Source organism: Thiomicrospira microaerophila (assembly GCF_000934765.1).
Classification (GTDB): domain Bacteria; phylum Pseudomonadota; class Gammaproteobacteria; order Thiomicrospirales; family Thiomicrospiraceae; genus Thiomicrospira; species Thiomicrospira microaerophila.
In genome coordinates this window covers 94,285-111,955 of the sequence record NZ_KN882196.1, presented here as the reverse complement: position 1 = coordinate 111,955, position 17,671 = coordinate 94,285, and the positions used below count along the sequence as shown (strand labels likewise).

Sequence of the window (17,671 nt, the reverse complement as noted above, 5' to 3'; positions counted from 1 at the left end):
TTTATACTCTCTCCCATTCAAATCCGGATAAGTTTTTTTCATGGCTGTTAAAGTGAATGCCGATCAAGTAAATAGGTTTTTGCTGGTCGAGATACTTGCTGGCATAGTCTTTGTCTTTTATTTGCTGCAGGGCATTAGTTTTGTCTGTCGCATCAACTTTAAACTCGAGGATGTAAATGGCGTTGTCCATTTTGATGGTTAAATCGATTCGCCCTTGATTGGTCACATCTTCACCAATAATATTCAGCCCCAAACTTTGTAAATAGACATAGATAACACTGGCATAAAAACCTTCATAGTTTTGCATGTCGTTTTTGATGAAATTGTTGTAGGGAATACTGGCGAAGATGCTGGTCAAAGCAAGTTTGAAACTCTCAAGATTCTGTTCTCTTAAAGCGCGACTTAAAGGTTTTGCTTTTAAGCTGTTATCTTCATAGAGACTGGTGATAATGTACTTGTTTAATGAGGTTTTTACTTCTTTATTGGGGACAACCAACGTGTAAATAATATCATCGTCTTCGTCTTGGGTTACGTTTCCAATCGTTAAATAGCCGCTTTGATAAAGAATGACTTCTAAATCTAGGTTTTCAATGTCAAAACTATTGAGCAGTTTTTGATCTACCCGCAGGTTGGCAAGGTTGGGCAGGAAGTAGGATTGCTTTTTGATCAGCTCGATAAGAAAGGTTGGCGTGCCGCTTTCAAACCAGTAGTTGGAATAGGTATGATCCTTGGCAATAAAATTGAGGATGTCAAACGGGTTGTACATTCGATTGCCTAGGAAGTTGTAACCGTTGTACCACTCTTTGAGCCTATCCATGTCCACACCTTCGAGATAAGGTGCAAAGGTGGTTTCGACATCCTGTTGGCTGTAACCACAGATATCGCCATAGGGTTTATCGAGTGAGATGTCGGTGATGTTGTTCAGCCCGCTGAAAATAGAGGTTTTGGTGAACTTGCTCACGCCGGTTAAAAACGCAAACCGTAAAAACTCATCACTGCCTTTAATCACGCTGTAAAAGTTAACCAAGCCATCACGGATTTCTTGAGCAAGGGGCGTGTTGGTGATGTTATCCAGAATCGGTTTGTCGTATTCATCGACCAGCACGACGACCTTTTGGTTGTATTTTGCATGCGCTTTGCGAATCAGTTCGCTGAAACAACGGCGATCACGCGCCTCAAATTGACAGGTGATACCTAGCCGTTGTTGATTGTAGATAAATATCTCTTCAAACTTATCCTCAAGGTCTTTAAACGATTTGATCTTCCCCTCAGCAAATGAAATTTGAATCACCGGATAGCTTACATCCCAATTCCATTGGTTTTCTATCGCCAAACCCCTAAACAGGGATTTATTGGCTTCAAAAATATTGCGCAGAGTATCCAAAAATAATGACTTACCAAAACGTCTGGGGCGGCTTAAAAAAACATATTTGTAATTCTGTAATAGCGCATGGGCAATCCCTGTCTTATCGACATAAACGTAATCATCCTCGCGGATTTCACTGAAGGTTTGGATACCTATCGGTAGTTTTTTAAGTTTCATCGTTGTGGTGTCTTTATCATAAGAGTCAATAGTATAGCAAACTCTATAATCTCTATGCGCTCAGCTTGGGCTAAATTAATCGCCAGCGCCACGGGTCTCGGTGTGATGAGGGCTTGTGCTATACTTGCGCCTTGCTGTTTTACCAAACTGAGAGATAATAATTCCCTATGACGATAGCACTCACTCAATATAGCCACGGCGCAGGTTGCGGCTGTAAAATTTCGCCTGCTTTGCTTAATAGTATTCTTGAAGGCGCAAAATCTGACAAGCATTTCCCCGGTCTGCTGGTGGGGCACAGTGCGAAGGATGATGCCGCCGCGTTTGATTTGGGTGATGGGCGTTCGGTATTATCGACCACCGATTTTTTTATGCCGATTGTCGATGATCCGTTTACCTTTGGGCGTATTGCGGCCACTAATGCGATTTCAGATATTTATGCGATGGGTGGCAAGCCGTTGATGGCGATTGCGATTTTTGGCTGGCCAATTGATAAATTGAGCGCCGAGGTCGCGGCGCAGGTGATCTCAGGTGGACGGAGTGTCTGCGAAGCGGCTGGTATTCCTTTGGCGGGTGGGCATTCGATTGATGCGCCTGAGCCCATTTTTGGTTTAGCGGTGACGGGGTTGGTTGAAAATCGGTTGATGAAAACCAATGCCATGGCGCAACCTGATTGTGAGATTTTTCTAACTAAACCGCTGGGCGTTGGCATTTTAACTACGGCACAAAAGCAGCAGAAAATCGCCGCAGAAGAGTTGCAGGTGGCGATTGATGCGATGACCCAACTCAATAGCGCTGGGGCGGAGTTCGCTAAGCTGGAGGCGGTGACGGTGATGACGGATGTAACTGGCTTTGGTTTGCTGGGGCATCTGATTGAAGTCTGTGAAGCCAGTGGGGTGCAGGCGCAGATAGTGGCAGATAAAGTGCCGCTACTGCCCAAGGTGCAAGCATTTCTAGACCAGGGCTGTGTGCCTGGTGGCACGCTACGCAATTGGCAGAGTTTTGGCGATAAGGTTAGCCCGTTAGATGAAAACACCCGTAACTTGCTGTGCGATCCACAAACCTCGGGTGGCTTGTTGGTGATGGTGAAGCGTGATGGTTTGGAGGCTTTCCATCAATCTTGTGCTGCGCAGGGCTTGGTTTTAGAGTCCATTGGATTTACCCAGACACCCACCAAGTCGGGTTGTTGGGTTGAGGTGGTTTAGTGACGAGCGATTTACCTACTACCGATGATTTTCGAGCGATCGTTTTGGCGCAGACGCCGCTGATTGATGTGCGTGCGCCAGTTGAGTTTGCCAAAGGCGCGATGCCTAACGCGATTAATTTACCCTTAATGCAGGATGAAGAACGACGTTTAGTTGGGCTATGTTACAAACAACAAGGCCAGCAACAAGCGATTGAGTTGGGGCATCAACTAGTTAACCCATCAGTACGCGCGCCAAGGGTCGCGGCTTGGTGTGATTTCAAGCAACAACAGCCAAATGCATTGCTTTACTGTTTTCGCGGTGGCTTGCGTTCGCGTATTTCGCAGCAATGGATGGCGGGGGCGGGTGTTGACATTGTTCGGCTGAAGGGCGGCTATAAAGCCTTTCGTCAGTATTTGATGGATGAACTTGAGCGTTTAGCGACCAAGTTGCAAACTCAAACCATTACGCCTTGGGTGTTGGCCGGGCGCACGGGTTCGGGTAAAACCCAGGTCGTGACTAACTGTCAGTTCGCGGTTGATTTAGAAGGCTTGGCGCAACATCGCGGCTCAACCTTCGGTGCCCATGCCTGGCCACAGCCGAGTCAGATCGATTTTGAAAATCAATTGGCCTATCGACTGCTGGCATTGGAAGCCAGCGGGCAAACGAATTACTTGTTTGAAGATGAAGGGCGTAATATCGGTTCGGTACACTTAAGTCCTTCGTTGTTTGCGGCAATTAAATCAGGCCCACGGATTTTTTTGGATACGCCGTTTGAACAGCGCCAGCAAAATATCTTGGCCGAGTATGTGACGCAGGCTCAAACTGAATATGAAAACCCCGAGCAATGGCGTGAATTTATGCTGTCGCGGTTTGAGCGCATCGCTAAGCGGTTGGGTGGATTGAATTATGCGAAGGTTTTAAAGGCGTTTAACCAGGCCTGGTTGATACAGCAGGCGAGAGGTGATATTGGCGCGCATTTAGAATGGATCGGCTTCATGTTGCGTGATTATTATGACCCAATGTACGATTATCAGCTAAAACGCTATCCCCAGCCGTTTGTCATGCAAGGTCAGGCCTCCGACGTCGAAGGCTATTTGACTAGCCTGTCATTGATATAAAAAATCCCGCCAAGGCGGGATATGGGTTTGCTTAACCTTTATAGCCTAATCCTTTATTGGGTTTGGTTTTAAAGAACGACACACTTTCGCTGAGCAGTTTAGCTTGGTCTTTTAGGCTTTCAGCCGCCGCTGAGGTTTCTTCAACCAAGGCCGCGTTTTGTTGGGTAACATTGTCAATTAATCCAATCGCTTGATTGATTTCATTGACCCCTTGTGCCTGTTCAACCGATGCATTAGCGATACCCGCTATCATTTTAGTGACTTCGCCGATGGATTCGTTCATCTTGCTGATGATTTCTTCTGATTCGGATGCGAGCTGTGTGCCTTGATTAATACGCTCAACACTCTTTTCAATCAAGCCTTTAATGTCTTTGGCGGCTTCAGCTGACTTTTGTGCTAAGGAGCGTACTTCACCTGCGACGACGGCAAAGCCACGACCATGTTCGCCAGCGCGCGCGGCTTCTACGGCGGCATTTAAGGCGAGTAGGTTGGTTTGAAAGGCTATGCCATCAATCAGCGTAACGATTTCGCTGATTTGCGTGCTAGACTGTTGAATAGCTTCCATTGCTGTAATCGTTTCGCGCATGACTTTGGCAGCGGTTTGAGAGTGGGTTTCCAGTGCGTGCTCAAGCTTGTCAGCACTTTTTGCATTGTGCGCATTGTTGTCAATGGCGGAAGTGATTTGAGTCATGGTGGCCGAGGTTTGTTCAACTGAGGCCGCTTGTTGTTGAACACTTTCGCTTAAGCTATCTGAGCCGTTGGACACTTCTTCAGCGGCACCATAAACGGTATCGGATGCAATCAGGACTTCATTAATAATCGCGCTTAAACGGTCTGCATTTTCATTAATAGCCTGCTTGAGACGACTAAGGTCGCCCTCGCATTCAACTCGAACACGTTCGGTCAAGTCACCGTTGCTTTGTGCTTGCATTACGCTCGCAATGTCGCGAATCACCTCGTCGAGTTTATCGAGGCTTTGGTTCACTTTTTGTTTAAGTAGGTCTAAATCACCTTGTGCATCGGCTTCAATACGTTTTTGAAAGCGTCCTTGCGCCATCTCTGTGATGGTGTTGTTGATATCTTGCATGATGTGATTGAGTGAGGTCATCGCATGATTGGTGTTGGCTAGAATATCGGCAAATGCACCTTGAGCGTTGAGCGTTGACTTAAAGCTAAACTCACCAGCACTCAGTTTACTCATCGCCTGGGCTACTTGCTCAATCATTGTTTGCACATTATCAGCACTGGCGTTGACGCCATTTTTAATCGTTAATAGATCCCCAACATAGTTGCCTGTGATACGTTGGGTTAGGTCGCCATTCGCCAGTGCGGCAATCGCGCTCCCCGTTTGGTTCATGGCCTCACTGACCTGCTCTAGATGATGGTTAATAGCTTGGGCGGTTTGTCCAACTTCATCGTTTGACTTGACAGGAACGCGCAAGGAAAAGTTTCCTGTTTTTTCAATGGTTGCCATCGTGCGATTTAGGCCTTGAAGTGGCGCAATCACTAGACGATTGATTAATAATAATAAGATCCCTGCTAACAATAAAATACCAAATACGACACCGGCTAAGGTCAACCAGGCCTGGTTATGGGCTTGGGTAAGGATGTCGGTGTAAACCTTCTCATCTTGAATAAAAATTTGGCGACCAAAAACACGCCCCGCTTCATCATAGGCGGGTAAATCGACGACGAGAAAACCATTAGAAAGATAAACCTGAGTTTGATCACCATCCAGTTGTTGATAGAGTTGCTTGGTGAGGTTAATGACTTCCTCTTTAAACCAGGTGTTATTGGCAATCACATAGCGGTTGTTTATAGCTTGTAAACTGTCAATCGCACGAGTGTGTCCCTGTACGGTTTGCACATAATTGCGATCCACCAGCATGATCCACGCCCCGCCAATAATCCGTTCAAAATCACGTGAAATCGAACCAACGCCTTGTACCATTGTGACCATGCCGAGTAGGTCCTTATTAGCATTAAGAACCGGCGTTACAGAGGTGATCGCTACACCTCGCTCAGTAAAGCCGAGTGCGCCGTTCGCTTTTTTCTGTTGCATCACATGGCGAATGAGTTCATTGTTGGCTTGGTTTGCACCAGGCGCATTGAGGTTCCAAGAGCGAATTAGTGATTGACCTCTTGCATCGAGTATTTCAGAAAAGATGCCTCTGAAATTACTGACACTGCTGTAATGGGCTTGTTGTCCAGCTAAGACCTGACGCAGTGCCTGATCATCACGACGATTGAGGGCATCGAGCGTGTTTGGTTGCTGAGACATCATGGTGGCACCGATAATCCCTGATTGGATTTTCAATTCAATCTGACTATCCATAAAGGTCGACATGTTTTGGGTAAGGTCGCGTTCAATTTGGCCTGCAAGCGGCTTGATTTGCGAAAGATATAAAATAATCGCCACCGCACTGACGACCAGTGTTGTCACCGCGAAGGTGGCAAAAATAATTTTAGTTTTGAGTGATTGCGTTTGCATGTTAGGCACCTATGAAAAATTAAATGTTCGTTTTAATTGATTTTACACTAAAGTCTTGAGGCTGGGTAAGGATAAGTTGGGCGGACGGATGAATTGTGCGGTTTTTTTGTCTGTCAATTAGAAAAGTGTGAGCAGGTTAGCCCAGATGTTTACCTAAACATCCGGGCTAAAGCTGTTCTGGTTAGTTCAGTGCTTGGGTAATCGCTTTTTCTACTTCTGCAATCGGCAAGGTGCCATCAATTCTAATGTATTGTAGGGCTTCAATCTTGTTTGCTTTATCTTGGTAGTAGCTAATCAAGGGTGCGGTTTGCTCATGATAGATTTTTAAGCGGTCCAGTACTACCTCTGGTTTATCGTCAGGGCGCTGAATCAGTTCCTCACCGGTTTCGTCATCTTTATCCGCTTCTTTTGGTGGGTTGAATGTGACGTGATAGGTGCGTCCTGATGCCATATGACAACGACGTCCTGACATGCGTTCGACGATGACCTCATCGGCAACGTCAATTTCAATGACCGCATCAATCGCTACACCGGCCTCCGCGAGTGCATCGGCCTGTGCAAGGGTACGAGGGAAGCCGTCAAGCAAAAAGCCCTTGGCACAGTCGTCTTGCGCAATGCGCTCTTTAACGAGACCGATAATAATGTCATCTGTTACCAGCTTGCCCTCGTCCATGAAGGACTTAGCGAGCTTGCCGAGTTCGGTGCCAGCTTTAATCGCCGCGCGAAGCATATCGCCTGTAGATATTTGTGGGATGCCATATTGCTTGGTTAAAAATTGAGCTTGGGTGCCCTTGCCTGCGCCAGGTGCGCCGAGAAGAATCAGTTTCATATGCTGTTTCCTAAGTTAATTTTTCATTAAATTGCCGTGACATTATACCGACTTTAGCTGGCGGTGTTGCGCCAAACCAACATGCAACAGCACTATTGAAACAGTTCGCGAGTTAAATCTCGCAAGGTGTTGGGCGTGACGCTCGGTACCACCGGCGCGTTACGTTGATAAAACATTTCAAATAGCGCGTTCGGCGTATCGGCAGGGACAGCTAAGCCTGTATCTGGGTCAATGGGTACATTGATGAGGCCTTCTGGTTGTAAAAAAGGAATATTGGGCGAGGATTGCGTCGCTTGCGCCATATAGTTGATCCAGATGGGTAGCGCGGCACGTCCAGCCGTTTCTTGGCGACCTAAGCTGCTAGGGCCATCAAAGCCGACCCAAACACTGGCGACCACATCGGGGTTGTAGCCGACAAACCAGGCGTCAAAAAGTTGATTGGTCGTCCCCGTTTTGCCTGCAATGTCTTGACGGTTTAAGCTACGCGCACTGCGCGCCGTGCCATAGCCAATGACGTCCTGTAACATGGAGGTGATGAGATAGGCATTTTGTGGGCTGATGGCTCTGGGTGCAAGGCTGGGGTCATTTTCAAGGCATTGAATTTGGCAGGCTAGCTGGGGTTCAGCACGGTAGATTGTGTTGCCATTAAAGTCACGAACCTGCTTAACGAAGTAAGGCTCAATTAAGTAGCCACCATTCGCAAACACAGCGTAAGCCCGTGCGGCTTCAAGAGGGGTGACCTCGACAGAGCCTAGCGCAAGCGATAGGTTGCGGTGTTTATGAAGCTCCGCCGTTGAGAGTCCAAATTGAGCGGCATGGCTAATCGTCGGATGAATCCCAATATCTTGTAAAATACGAATCGGTACAAGGTTGCGTGAATGTGCGAGGGCGGGCCTTACTCGCGTTGGGCCATAGAAGCGACCGGTAAAGTTTTCCGGACGCCACACACCTTCCAGAGCCGCATCATGGAAGACGACCGGGGCGTCATTGACAACAGTGGCAAGTGTATAGTCGCGTTCTAGCGCCGCAGAGTATAGGATCGGTTTAAATGCCGAGCCGAGTTGTCGCTTGGCTTGGGTGGCGCGGTTAAAACGACTTTTGAAGAAGTCAAATCCTCCCACCATGGCATAAATGGCACCATCGCGAGGATTTAAACTAACCATACCGGCATCCACTTGTGGGTTTTGCGCGAGAGCCCAGCCGGTGCCTTGGCGTTGCAAATACACGACATCACCCAAGGATAATACCTCTTCAATTGTGGTTGGAGCAGGGCCTGTGCGGTTAACATTAATATAAGGCGCCGCCCAATTTAGCGTGTCGAAACGGATGCGCGCTTGTTCGTTTGAGCGTAGTAGTAACCAGGCCTGGTTGTTTTCTAGTCGTGTAACCGTTGCTAATTGGAGTCCGCCTGGTGCGCTAAACTCGCGCATGGCTTGAATTATTTGTTGATCATCCAGCATTTGTGTTGGCGAAAGTCGGCTTACTGGACCACGATATCCATGGCGTCTTTCGTAGTCTTGCAGGCCGTCACGTACTGAGAGGTTGGCGTTAAGTTGGTGCTGGCTTTGGAGTGTGGTGATAATGGTTAAGCCCAAGTTTAATGCATCTTCACCAAAGCGCTCTAGTGCAAATTGGCGAGCCATTTCAGCGACATAGCCGGCTTCGACCTCGATACGTACACCGGTTAATTCAACTTCAATCGGTTGCTGTTGTGCAATGCGCATTTCAACGCGGCTAATAAAACCAAGTTCATTCATTCGGCGTAAAACATAGTCGCGCCGCAGTTTGGCACGAGGTGGATTGGCGACAGGGTTAAAAGCCGAAGGCGCTTTAGGTAAGCCCGCAATCATCGCAAACTCATGCAGTTCGAGTTCGTGAAGTTCTTTGCCATAATACGTCTTCGCAGCGGCCGCAACACCATAAGAACGATGGCCTAAAAATATTTTATTCAGGTAGAGCGCCATAATCTCTTGTTTAGTGAGTTCATGTTCGATTTTAAACGACAAAATGATTTCGTTTAGTTTTCGCGTGTAGGTGCGCTCACTGGTTAGGAAGAAGTTACGTGCGACCTGCATCGTAATGGTTGAGCCCCCAGATTGTTTGGAGCCTGTTGAGACCAGTTCAAAAACGGCGCGTAATAAGCCTCTTATATCCACACCAGTGTGTTCATAAAAACGTTCGTCTTCCGCTGAAATAATCGCTTGGGTCATCCGTTCTGGGATTTGGTAGTACTCTAGTGGGATGCGTCGTTTTTCACCAATTTCAGTGATGAGTCGACCATCGGCGGTTTCAATCCGCAGTGGAACTTGGTAGCTAATGTTTTTTAGGTCTGAGGCATCGGGTAGGCTTGGGTAAACCTGAATAACATAGATGCTTAACGCGATAATCGGGATCAGGGCGAGTAAAAAGGCGCTTAAGAGAAGGCGTTTAAGCCAGCTGGTGCGTTTAACTGTCGGTGGGGAGGCTTTTTTGCGTCCGTGATGCACGTTTTTTAAAAATTCGTCAGAATCCATGGAGGTTTAGCTAATTTGTTGTGATGTAGGTATTGTACGTTAATTTTTAGCGATGCGTTTGTCTTGGTGTAAAAACAAAAAACCCGACAAGGTCGGGTCTTAAGTTTATAGTAGGTACGTTGCAACAAATTAAGTACGTTTTTTGTAACGACCTGATTTAATGTCATCCCACATCAGGTATAGATTTCCACCGACAATAATGGCTATTGCCGATGCTACACCGAATAGGCCAATCGCGACCTGCAAGCTTTGTGGCAGGATCTCAAGGTAAATACCCATTAAAATAGCAAGTGGGATTACTACAATTGCTACTAATACCAGTAAAAATTTAAGTTCATTTCTCATGGTGTCGCCTCAGAGTTAAGTTTTTATTATTTGAAACCAATATTCAAGTTGCAATATACCTTCAACTAACAAAAATTTCAAATTCAATTTTTTGATAGTTAAAGGCTTGCTTGATATAGGTCAAGTTTGGAATGATTTGCGGAATGCATTGCTTGATAATTAGTTAAGCTGTCTTTGTTTTTTCTAATCCATTAAAGATAGTAATTGGTTTTGTTGAATTTAAAGTGATAAATCGATTAATCTATGGGCATGTCTTCGTTAACCCAATAAAAAAGTATAGGCTATGGCAACCAGTGATCAAGTTATTCAGTACTTAAAAGCGCAAGACCAGCTGCCGCAGTTGCCGATTGCGTTAGTTGAATTGCAGCGTGCATTAAATGACCCACTTGTACGAAATTGTGATTTAGAGCAGATCATTATGAGGGACCCGATGCTGACGTTGGAGATTGTTAGAACCAGTAACACCCCTAAGTATAACCAAGGCAGTCGGATTGAAAGTTTAGCTGAGGCGATCAGTCGTCTTGGTATGGCGGAGGTAGAAAATATCGGCTACCAAGTGAGTATGTCCGGTTTTAACGTGAGTTCCATGGTGATTCATTCAGCGCGCTATTTGGAACATGCATTGCTTTCTGGTTATATTGCTAAGCAGTTAGCTGGGGTAGTGGCACAGCCTGTGAGTCCTAATCTGGCTTTTATGTGTGGTATTTTTCATGATATTGGTGTGTTGTTAATGGCCTCTTATGATGATAAAAAACTGTTTGATGTTAAGCGTGCCAATACCCAAAGCATGGTCAGTGTGATTAATAGCGAGCGTGCAATTTATGGTGTTTTACATCCTGCGCTAGGCGGCACGATGTTGCGAGAATGGGGGCTGCCACGTCAAGTGGTGATGGGGGTGGCGGGGCATCATGTTCCCACTAAGCTGAAAGGTGAAGACGGTGATTATGCCAAGATCACCTTTTTAGCTGAACTGGGTTCGCGCTATAAAGGTAAAGCTTATGGTTATTTTCCGGTGTATGAGGTGGATCTTGATCAAGCCTTATTGGCGCTCAGTTATTTTAAAATGACGCTGTCAGATTACACCGAGTTACTTGATCAAGCCGAAGAAACCTATCTTGGTTCAGTTGTTTAATGCAGCGTTAAGGTTTTTTAACAAAGATTAAATCCCAAACACCGTGGCCAAGTCGATGGCCGCGCTGTTCAAACTTGGTTAGCGGTCGGTAGTCAGGGCGGGGCATATATTGATTAACGCCGGCTCTGTTTTCATAGCCCTTAGTCGCACTCATTACTTCCATCATTTGTTCGGCATAATCCTGCCAATCGGTCGCCATATGAAATTCACCGCCGGTTTCTAAGTAGTGAGCGATTTTGTCGGCAAACTCAGCATTAAGAATCCGACGCTTTTTATGACGCGCCTTGTGCCAAGGGTCGGGGAAAAATAAATAAACGCCAGCAAGACGGGCGGGCGGAATAGACTTTTCTAACACCTCAATCGCATCATGGTTGAAAAGGCGAATATTGGTCAGGCCCTGTTCTTCTATAAGCTTACATAACGCGCCTACGCCTGGTCGATGGACTTCAATCCCAATATAATTTCGATCCGGGTTAGCTTTTGCCATGGCCGCTAAACTTGTGCCCATGCCGAAACCAATTTCGAGATAAGTCGGTGCGCGACGACCAAAAACGGCCTCTAAATCTAATATCTTATCTTCAGGTTCTAAACCATAATCTGGCCAGGCCTGGTTGAGCGCATGTTGTTGTGCTTTGGACATACGGCCTTGGCGCAATACAAAGCTTTTGATACGGCGATTGGGTGTTGCTTGTTCTTGGTTTTCCATCTTGTAGTTTTTACCTGTTAAACGGGATTAATTGGATTGAATAAGTTTGCGAACTGCTGCGATGACGGGTTGAATATCAGGTTTAACGCCACGCCACAAGGCAAAGCTTTCGGCCGCTTGCCCCACTAGCATGCCTAAGCCATCAAGGGTTTGGCAGTTGGGCTGGTGTTGTTTAGCCCAGTTCATAAACACAGTGGGCTGTGCGCCATACATCATGTCATACACAAGGCTGTGCGCGCCTAGTACCTTTTCAGAAATCGGTGGCAGTTTGCCTTCAAGGCTGGCAGAGGTGCCATTGATAATAATATCAAACGGTTCAAGCGGTATGGCATCCCAACCGCTAGCGCTCATCGGTACCGAGGTATCAAAGCGCTCCCCCAGCACCTGTGCGCGTTTGGCCGTTCGGTTGGCGATATGCACCCGACCTGGTTGTTTCGCTAGTAGCGGTTGCAAAATACCTTGCACCGCACCGCCTGCGCCAATAATCAATACCCGTTGGTCTTTGAAAGGGCGTTTTGCATTCTGTTCAATATCAAGAACCAGGCCGGCGCCATCGGTATTGTCGCCCAGAATTTGACCGTCAGCTTCAAACACAAAGGTGTTAACCGCCTGCGCGACCTGCGCGCGCGCGGTCAGTTGATTGGCTTGTTCAAACGCATCGACCTTATAAGGAACGGTAATATTAAGCCCCTTGAAGCCTTCTTGTTTGAGTTGCTCGATAGCTTGTGCAAAACTGAGTTCTTCACTATCAATCCGAATCGCTTCATAGCGGATGTTTTGCGCAGTTTGTTGCGCAAACAATCGATGAATTAACGGGGATTTAGAATGGGCGATCGGGTCGCCGACCACCGCATATTTATCCGGTTCGATTTGACTCATACCGCGCCATCTTCCTCTAGCCAAATCGCGACTTGCTTGGCGTAATAGGTCAGAATGCCATCCGCGCCGGCGCGTTTAAAGCAAAGCAGGGTTTCCATCGCCACTTTACGCTCATCTAACCAACCATTTTGTGCGGCGGCTTTAAGCATCGCGTATTCACCACTGACGTGATAAGCATAGGTCGGGACTTTAAACTCCGTTTTGATTCGTTGAACGATGTCTAAATAGGGCAGGCCTGGTTTAACCATCACCATGTCCGCGCCTTCATTAATATCCAGCGCCACTTCATGCAACGCCTCGTTGCTATTGGCCGGATCCATCTGGTAGTTGTCCTTGTTGCTTTTCCCCAGATTACCAGCCGAGCCAACCGCATCACGAAACGGGCCGTAATAAGATGACGCGTATTTTGCCGAGTAAGCCATAATGCGTGTATTGTGATGGCCGTGGTCTTCAAGCAATTCACGAATTTCAATAATGCGCCCGTCCATCATGTCTGAGGGGCCAATCACATCCGCACCTGCTTCAGCGTGGGATAGCGCCTGTTGCATGAGTACGTCAATCGTATCGTCATTGAGGACATAGCCGTGCTCATCAATAATGCCGTCTTGGCCGTGGGTGGTAAAGGGGTCTAGCGCCACATCGGTCATTACGCCTAACTCTGGGCAGGCCGCCTTGACCGCGCGGATTGCTCGCTGAGCGAGGCCCTCTGGGTTATAGGCTTCTTCGGCGTCTAGGCTTTTAAATTCAGCGGGCACCACCGGGAAGATGGCGATCATTGGAATGCCGAGTTCAACCAATTCTTCCGCTTCTTCTACCAGTAGGTCAATCGTTAAACGTTCAACGCTTGGCATTGAGCTGACTGGCTCGCGTAGATTAAGGCCTTCAATCACAAACATCGGGTAGATTAAATCATTGGTGGTGAGGGTGTTTTCACGCATTAATCGACGTGAAAATGCATTGGCACGCATGCGACGCATACGGGTAATCGGAAATTGGCGCTCAATCATCATTATTTCTCCAAAGTTTTTATAGTCTGCTAAATATACGCGCAGCGCATTAAAAAATAAACGTTTAGCGTACGAATCTGCTTTAAATTACGTTTTTGTACTTAAAAAACAGGTCAGTTGATAGATTTTTGAATGCACCCCATAAAAAATTTATATAAGCAAAAGCTAATTTCCTTAATGTTTTAACTTGAACTTATTGCGCCTAAAGGTTTATTATAATCGACCAGCATTGTGAGTATTGGCAATGGATTTTGTTTGGTAATATCTAAAGTCTAACCTGTACTGGCGATTGGATATAACTAATAACTCTTGAATCTGTGGTGTTGTTATACGTTAAGGATGCCAATCAAGGAGCATAAAATGACAGATAAAGTAGTAGAAAAGGTTGCGGTTCAAACGGAAGAATCTCGTAACCAAGGCCGTCGTGCTTTCCTTAAAGGAAGTGCAGCGGTAGCGGGGGGTGTACTTTTCACACAAGCGGCAAGTGCACGCGAAATTCAATTCAACCCAACTAAAGCGGTAGCGCCTTATGCGGGTCGTGAAGAAATCACCGATGTATTGCAAGATCAAGCCGCGCGTAAAGCGTTGGGTTGGGGTGTACGTCAATATCCATACGGCATGCCTTCTCCTTTCGAGAAAGAAGTTCAGCGTCGTACCTTAGAGTGGTTAACGCCTGACTCTATGGCATCCATCACCATGACACCGCTGCAAAGCTTGCACGGTATGATCACGCCGAACGGTCTTCATTTCGAGCGTTATCATGGTGGCGGTATCAACATTAACCCTGATGAGCACCGTTTGGTTATTCACGGTTTGGTTGAACGTCCATTGATCTTCACTATGGATGACCTAAAACGTTTCCCTTCAGAATCTAAAGTGTTGTTTGCAGAGTGTCCGGCTAACGGCGCGATGGAATGGAAAGGCGTTCAGTTGAACTCCGTTCAGTGGACACACGGCATGATGTCTTGTGTTGAATGGACAGGTGTGAAGTTGTCTACCCTTCTTAAAGAAGCCGGTATTAAACCAGAAGGTACCTGGTTGATTCCTGAAGGTGCAGATGCATCAGGTATGGCACGTTCTGTTCCCGTTGAATTGGGTATGGACGATTGTATGATCGCTTATGCGCAAAACGGTGAAGCATTGCGTCCAGAACAGGGTTACCCAATTCGTTTGGTTGTGCCTGGTTGTGAAGCCAACATGTGGGTTAAGCATTTACGTCGTATTCAAGTCACTAACGTGCCTTTACAGCACCGTGAAGAAACCTCTAAGTACACTGAATTGATGCCTGATGGTACTGTACAGAACATGTCTTGGTACATGGAAGCTAACTCAGTTATTACTTACCCATCGCCAGACTTCAAAATGCAAGGCCCAGGTCGTTATGTAGCGAAAGGGATTGCTTGGTCAGGTCGCGGTAAAGTTGATCATGTTGACATCACGTTTGACGGTGGTCGCAACTGGACTGAAGCAAAACTAACCTCAGCGGTATTGCCAAAAGCCTGGACACGTTTTGAGCTTGAGTTCGACTGGGATGGTAGCGAATTGCTGATGATGAGCCGTACAACCGATGAAACTGGTTATGTACAGCCTGGTATGCCGCAAATGCGTTCTATCGAAGGTACTAACAACGTTTATCACCGTACCGCGATGGTAACGTGGAAAATCCATGCTCACAACAGCGAATTCGGAGGCATGATTGAAAATGTTCAATACTAAAAAAACGATAATCGCATCTGCGGTAGCGGGTGTGATGATGGCGTCTGGTGTAGCCATGGCGATGTCAGGCAATGCAGATAATGCAAAGGCCAGCAATCTAGTAACACCTGATGCAAGTAAAAACCCTGAGTTAACGGGTGTTAAGGGTTTTCCTGAAAACTGGCGTCAAATCATTGAAGCCGCAGACGGTAAATACCTTGATGGTGCAGTCGTTAAAGCAATATTAGGCGAAAATGACCGTATGCGTTTGGTTGAGAAGATGGATCCAAGCAATCCTTATTCCTTCGAAGTGCATGACTCAATCGATGGTGGTCCTCACGGCAATATGCAGTGTAAAGTGCCTGAAGCCTTTGTTGATGTTTGGGAGCGTGCTGAAAAGAACTACTACAACGACACCAGTTTCGTGGCTTACGGCTACGGTACCCCTATCGCTGAATCCGCGTTAGATGTGTGGAAAATCCATGTTGATGCGGATGGTAATGGTTTACCTCCGTTAGATGTTGGTATGACGGTTATGCAGGGTGGTGATCTTTATATCCAGTTCTGTGCTATGTGTCATGGTGAGTTTGGTGAAGGTGCAAGAGGGTATTTGCCTTTAACTGAAGGTGATCCTTTGCCTTTGGTTACGTCTGATTTTAACGAATCAGCGCCAGTTAAGACTATCCAAAACTACTGGCCTTATGCAACCACCTTGTTCGACTATAACCGTCGTGCGATGCCTTTCTGGACGCCTAACATGCCAATGATTGGTGATGCAGGCTACATGGGTATGACAGGCTACATTTTGCAAATGAACGGCATTCCTTTAGATGATCAGGGAACTCAGATACAGGATGACGATTTCTTTAACGCAGAAATGTTAATGCAGGCGAACAAGTACCTAGCTAACGCAGGTAACTTCTTCTGTGATCACCGTCCAGTAATCGCGAACGAGCGTTGCATGAGCGATTGTCCTGACTATATGGTAGGTGACGGTTCAGGTGATATTCACAACTACCGTACAGCCGGTCGTTTGCCAGATGGTACGCCAGCTTACAACATTGACCAGCGTATTGGTGTTGACGCACCGGGTGTCGGTCATCACGGCTTCTAAGTTGTCTTAATCAACTCACAAGTCCTCTCTAGCACGAAAACCCGCTTTTAATCGCGGGTTTTTGATTTTTTAGCCACTTCATTTCTGTATTTAATCTCACTGCTTTCACACTGTGGTAAAATCATATTTATTTTTTGCAATTTTGGACCCTTTTCATGTCGGTTTACACGCTTATTGAACGTCAGCAGTTATCAGAGTTTTTATATGCCTATGATGTAGGTCAGTTGGTTGATTTTGAAGGTATTAGCGCAGGTATCGAAAATACCAATTATTTTGTTGATACTGAAAAAGGCCGATTTGTTCTGACTATTTTTGAACATCATACGCACCAAGAGTTGGGTTATTTTCTTGATATTATGGCGTTTATGGCCGAGCATCAGATTCCTACCGCCCACCCAAAAGCGGATCGTCAAGGCCATTATTTGCAAACGCTGTCGGATAAACCGGCCGCGCTAGTTGAGCGATTAACGGGTAAAACACTTGAACAGCCAGACGCGTTTCAATGTGCGGTGATGGCTAAATCTTTAGCGCAGTTTCATTTGGCGGGGATGGGGTTTGATCGTTACCGTGCGAATGATCGTGATTTAAGTTGGGCGCAATCGGTGATTGCACAAATCCAAAGTTTAATGTCACCAGAGGATCAGGTGCTGGCGGGCAATGAGTTTGCTTTTCAAGAGGCGATTGATTGGACAGGCTTGCCACAGAGTGTCATTCATGCCGATTTGTTTACGGATAATGCCATGTTTGAAGGCCAAAGATTAACGGGTATTATCGATTTATACTATGCCTGTCATGGTGCTTGTCTCTATGATTTAGCGGTCATGGTCAATGATTGGTGCCGTACAGATGCGCATGAGCTTGATCAGGCTAAGTTGCAGGCTGTGTTAAGCGCTTATCAAACGGTACGTCCATTAACCGAGGCTGAACAAAAAGCCTGGTCAGCCGCACTAAGAATGGCGGCGCTGCGTTTTTGGTTGTCAAGATTAAAAGATCAGCTTATTCCGCGTGAAGGTGAGATAACGATGATCAAAAATCCAGCTGTATTTAAGGACTTGTTGGTTTATCATCGAAAACACCGCTAACGCCTTAACCGGGTTTGAGTAAGGCCCGAGGAG

General features: G+C 46.5%; 14 protein-coding genes. 6 read left to right on the top strand and 8 right to left on the bottom strand.

Translation table 11 applies throughout. The features are described from left to right. Position 1 precedes the first annotated feature (1 nt). The gene (locus NA59_RS13285) at positions 2 to 1,543 is read right to left on the bottom strand and encodes an ATP-binding protein (RefSeq protein WP_044413864.1); all 1,542 of its coding nucleotides are present in this window, start codon (positions 1,541 to 1,543) and stop codon (positions 2 to 4) included. A 167-nt stretch (positions 1,544 to 1,710) separates the two neighbouring features. Here NA59_RS13285 and selD point away from each other — a divergent pair, with 167 nt between their 5' ends. Together selD and mnmH are read left to right on the top strand one after the other, a co-directional pair. Beyond that, positions 1,711 to 2,745, top strand: a complete 1,035-nt coding sequence (selD, locus tag NA59_RS13280) for a selenide, water dikinase SelD (RefSeq protein ID WP_044413862.1) — start codon at positions 1,711 to 1,713, stop codon at positions 2,743 to 2,745. After that, on the top strand, positions 2,745 to 3,845 hold the full coding sequence (mnmH, locus tag NA59_RS13275) for a tRNA 2-selenouridine(34) synthase MnmH (RefSeq protein WP_044413860.1): 1,101 nt from the start codon (positions 2,745 to 2,747) through the stop codon (positions 3,843 to 3,845). Before selD ends, mnmH begins: the two co-directional genes overlap by 1 nt. Before the next feature lie 31 nt (positions 3,846 to 3,876). On the opposite strand, the gene NA59_RS14575 is transcribed toward mnmH, so the two are convergent. The 4 genes from NA59_RS14575 to NA59_RS13255 form a co-directional block, all read right to left on the bottom strand. After that, entirely contained in the window at positions 3,877 to 6,336 is a 2,460-nt protein-coding gene (locus NA59_RS14575) for a methyl-accepting chemotaxis protein (protein WP_052501699.1), read from the bottom strand. A 181-nt stretch (positions 6,337 to 6,517) separates the two neighbouring features. After that, positions 6,518 to 7,165 (bottom strand): adenylate kinase, encoded by a 648-nt coding sequence (gene adk / locus NA59_RS13265; RefSeq protein WP_044413858.1) that lies wholly within the window; start codon positions 7,163 to 7,165, stop codon positions 6,518 to 6,520. A 92-nt stretch (positions 7,166 to 7,257) separates the two neighbouring features. After that, positions 7,258 to 9,678 carry a penicillin-binding protein 1A gene (locus NA59_RS13260; RefSeq protein WP_044413857.1) on the bottom strand — a complete coding sequence of 807 codons (2,421 nt, stop codon included), beginning with the start codon at positions 9,676 to 9,678 and terminating at the stop codon, positions 7,258 to 7,260. 129 nt (positions 9,679 to 9,807) lie between these two features. Continuing rightward, the gene (locus NA59_RS13255) at positions 9,808 to 10,023 is read right to left on the bottom strand and encodes a hypothetical protein (RefSeq protein ID WP_044413855.1); all 216 of its coding nucleotides are present in this window, start codon (positions 10,021 to 10,023) and stop codon (positions 9,808 to 9,810) included. Positions 10,024 to 10,306: 283 nt separating this feature from the next. On the opposite strand from NA59_RS13255, the gene NA59_RS13250 reads away from it, so the two are divergent. Next, positions 10,307 to 11,155, top strand: a complete 849-nt coding sequence (locus NA59_RS13250; protein ID WP_044413852.1) for an HDOD domain-containing protein — start codon at positions 10,307 to 10,309, stop codon at positions 11,153 to 11,155. Positions 11,156 to 11,162: 7 nt separating this feature from the next. Here NA59_RS13250 and trmB read toward each other — a convergent pair whose 3' ends face one another. From trmB to hemB, 3 genes are read right to left on the bottom strand one after another with little or no spacing between them, the layout of a single operon-like run. Then, positions 11,163 to 11,861: a tRNA (guanosine(46)-N7)-methyltransferase TrmB gene (gene trmB / locus NA59_RS13245; RefSeq protein WP_044413849.1), complete on the bottom strand. Its 699-nt coding sequence runs from the start codon at positions 11,859 to 11,861 to the stop codon at positions 11,163 to 11,165. A 27-nt stretch (positions 11,862 to 11,888) separates the two neighbouring features. Next, on the bottom strand, positions 11,889 to 12,740 hold the full coding sequence (gene aroE, locus NA59_RS13240; RefSeq protein ID WP_044413846.1) for a shikimate dehydrogenase: 852 nt from the start codon (positions 12,738 to 12,740) through the stop codon (positions 11,889 to 11,891). Continuing rightward, complete coding sequence (gene hemB / locus NA59_RS13235; protein WP_083945100.1) at positions 12,737 to 13,747, bottom strand: porphobilinogen synthase; 1,011 nt, start codon at positions 13,745 to 13,747, stop codon at positions 12,737 to 12,739. Before hemB ends, aroE begins: the two co-directional genes overlap by 4 nt. 360 nt (positions 13,748 to 14,107) lie before the next feature. On the opposite strand from hemB, the gene soxC reads away from it, so the two are divergent. From soxC to NA59_RS13220, 3 genes are all read left to right on the top strand, one after another. Then, on the top strand, positions 14,108 to 15,463 hold the full coding sequence (gene soxC, locus NA59_RS13230; RefSeq protein ID WP_044413840.1) for a sulfite dehydrogenase: 1,356 nt from the start codon (positions 14,108 to 14,110) through the stop codon (positions 15,461 to 15,463). Next, a complete protein-coding gene (locus NA59_RS13225; RefSeq protein WP_044413838.1) occupies positions 15,450 to 16,556 on the top strand; it encodes a cytochrome c family protein in 1,107 nt (368 codons plus the stop codon). Before soxC ends, NA59_RS13225 begins: the two co-directional genes overlap by 14 nt. A gap of 155 nt (positions 16,557 to 16,711) precedes the next feature. Beyond that, positions 16,712 to 17,638: a homoserine kinase gene (locus tag NA59_RS13220; protein ID WP_044413835.1), complete on the top strand. Its 927-nt coding sequence runs from the start codon at positions 16,712 to 16,714 to the stop codon at positions 17,636 to 17,638. Positions 17,639 to 17,671 lie beyond the last annotated feature (33 nt).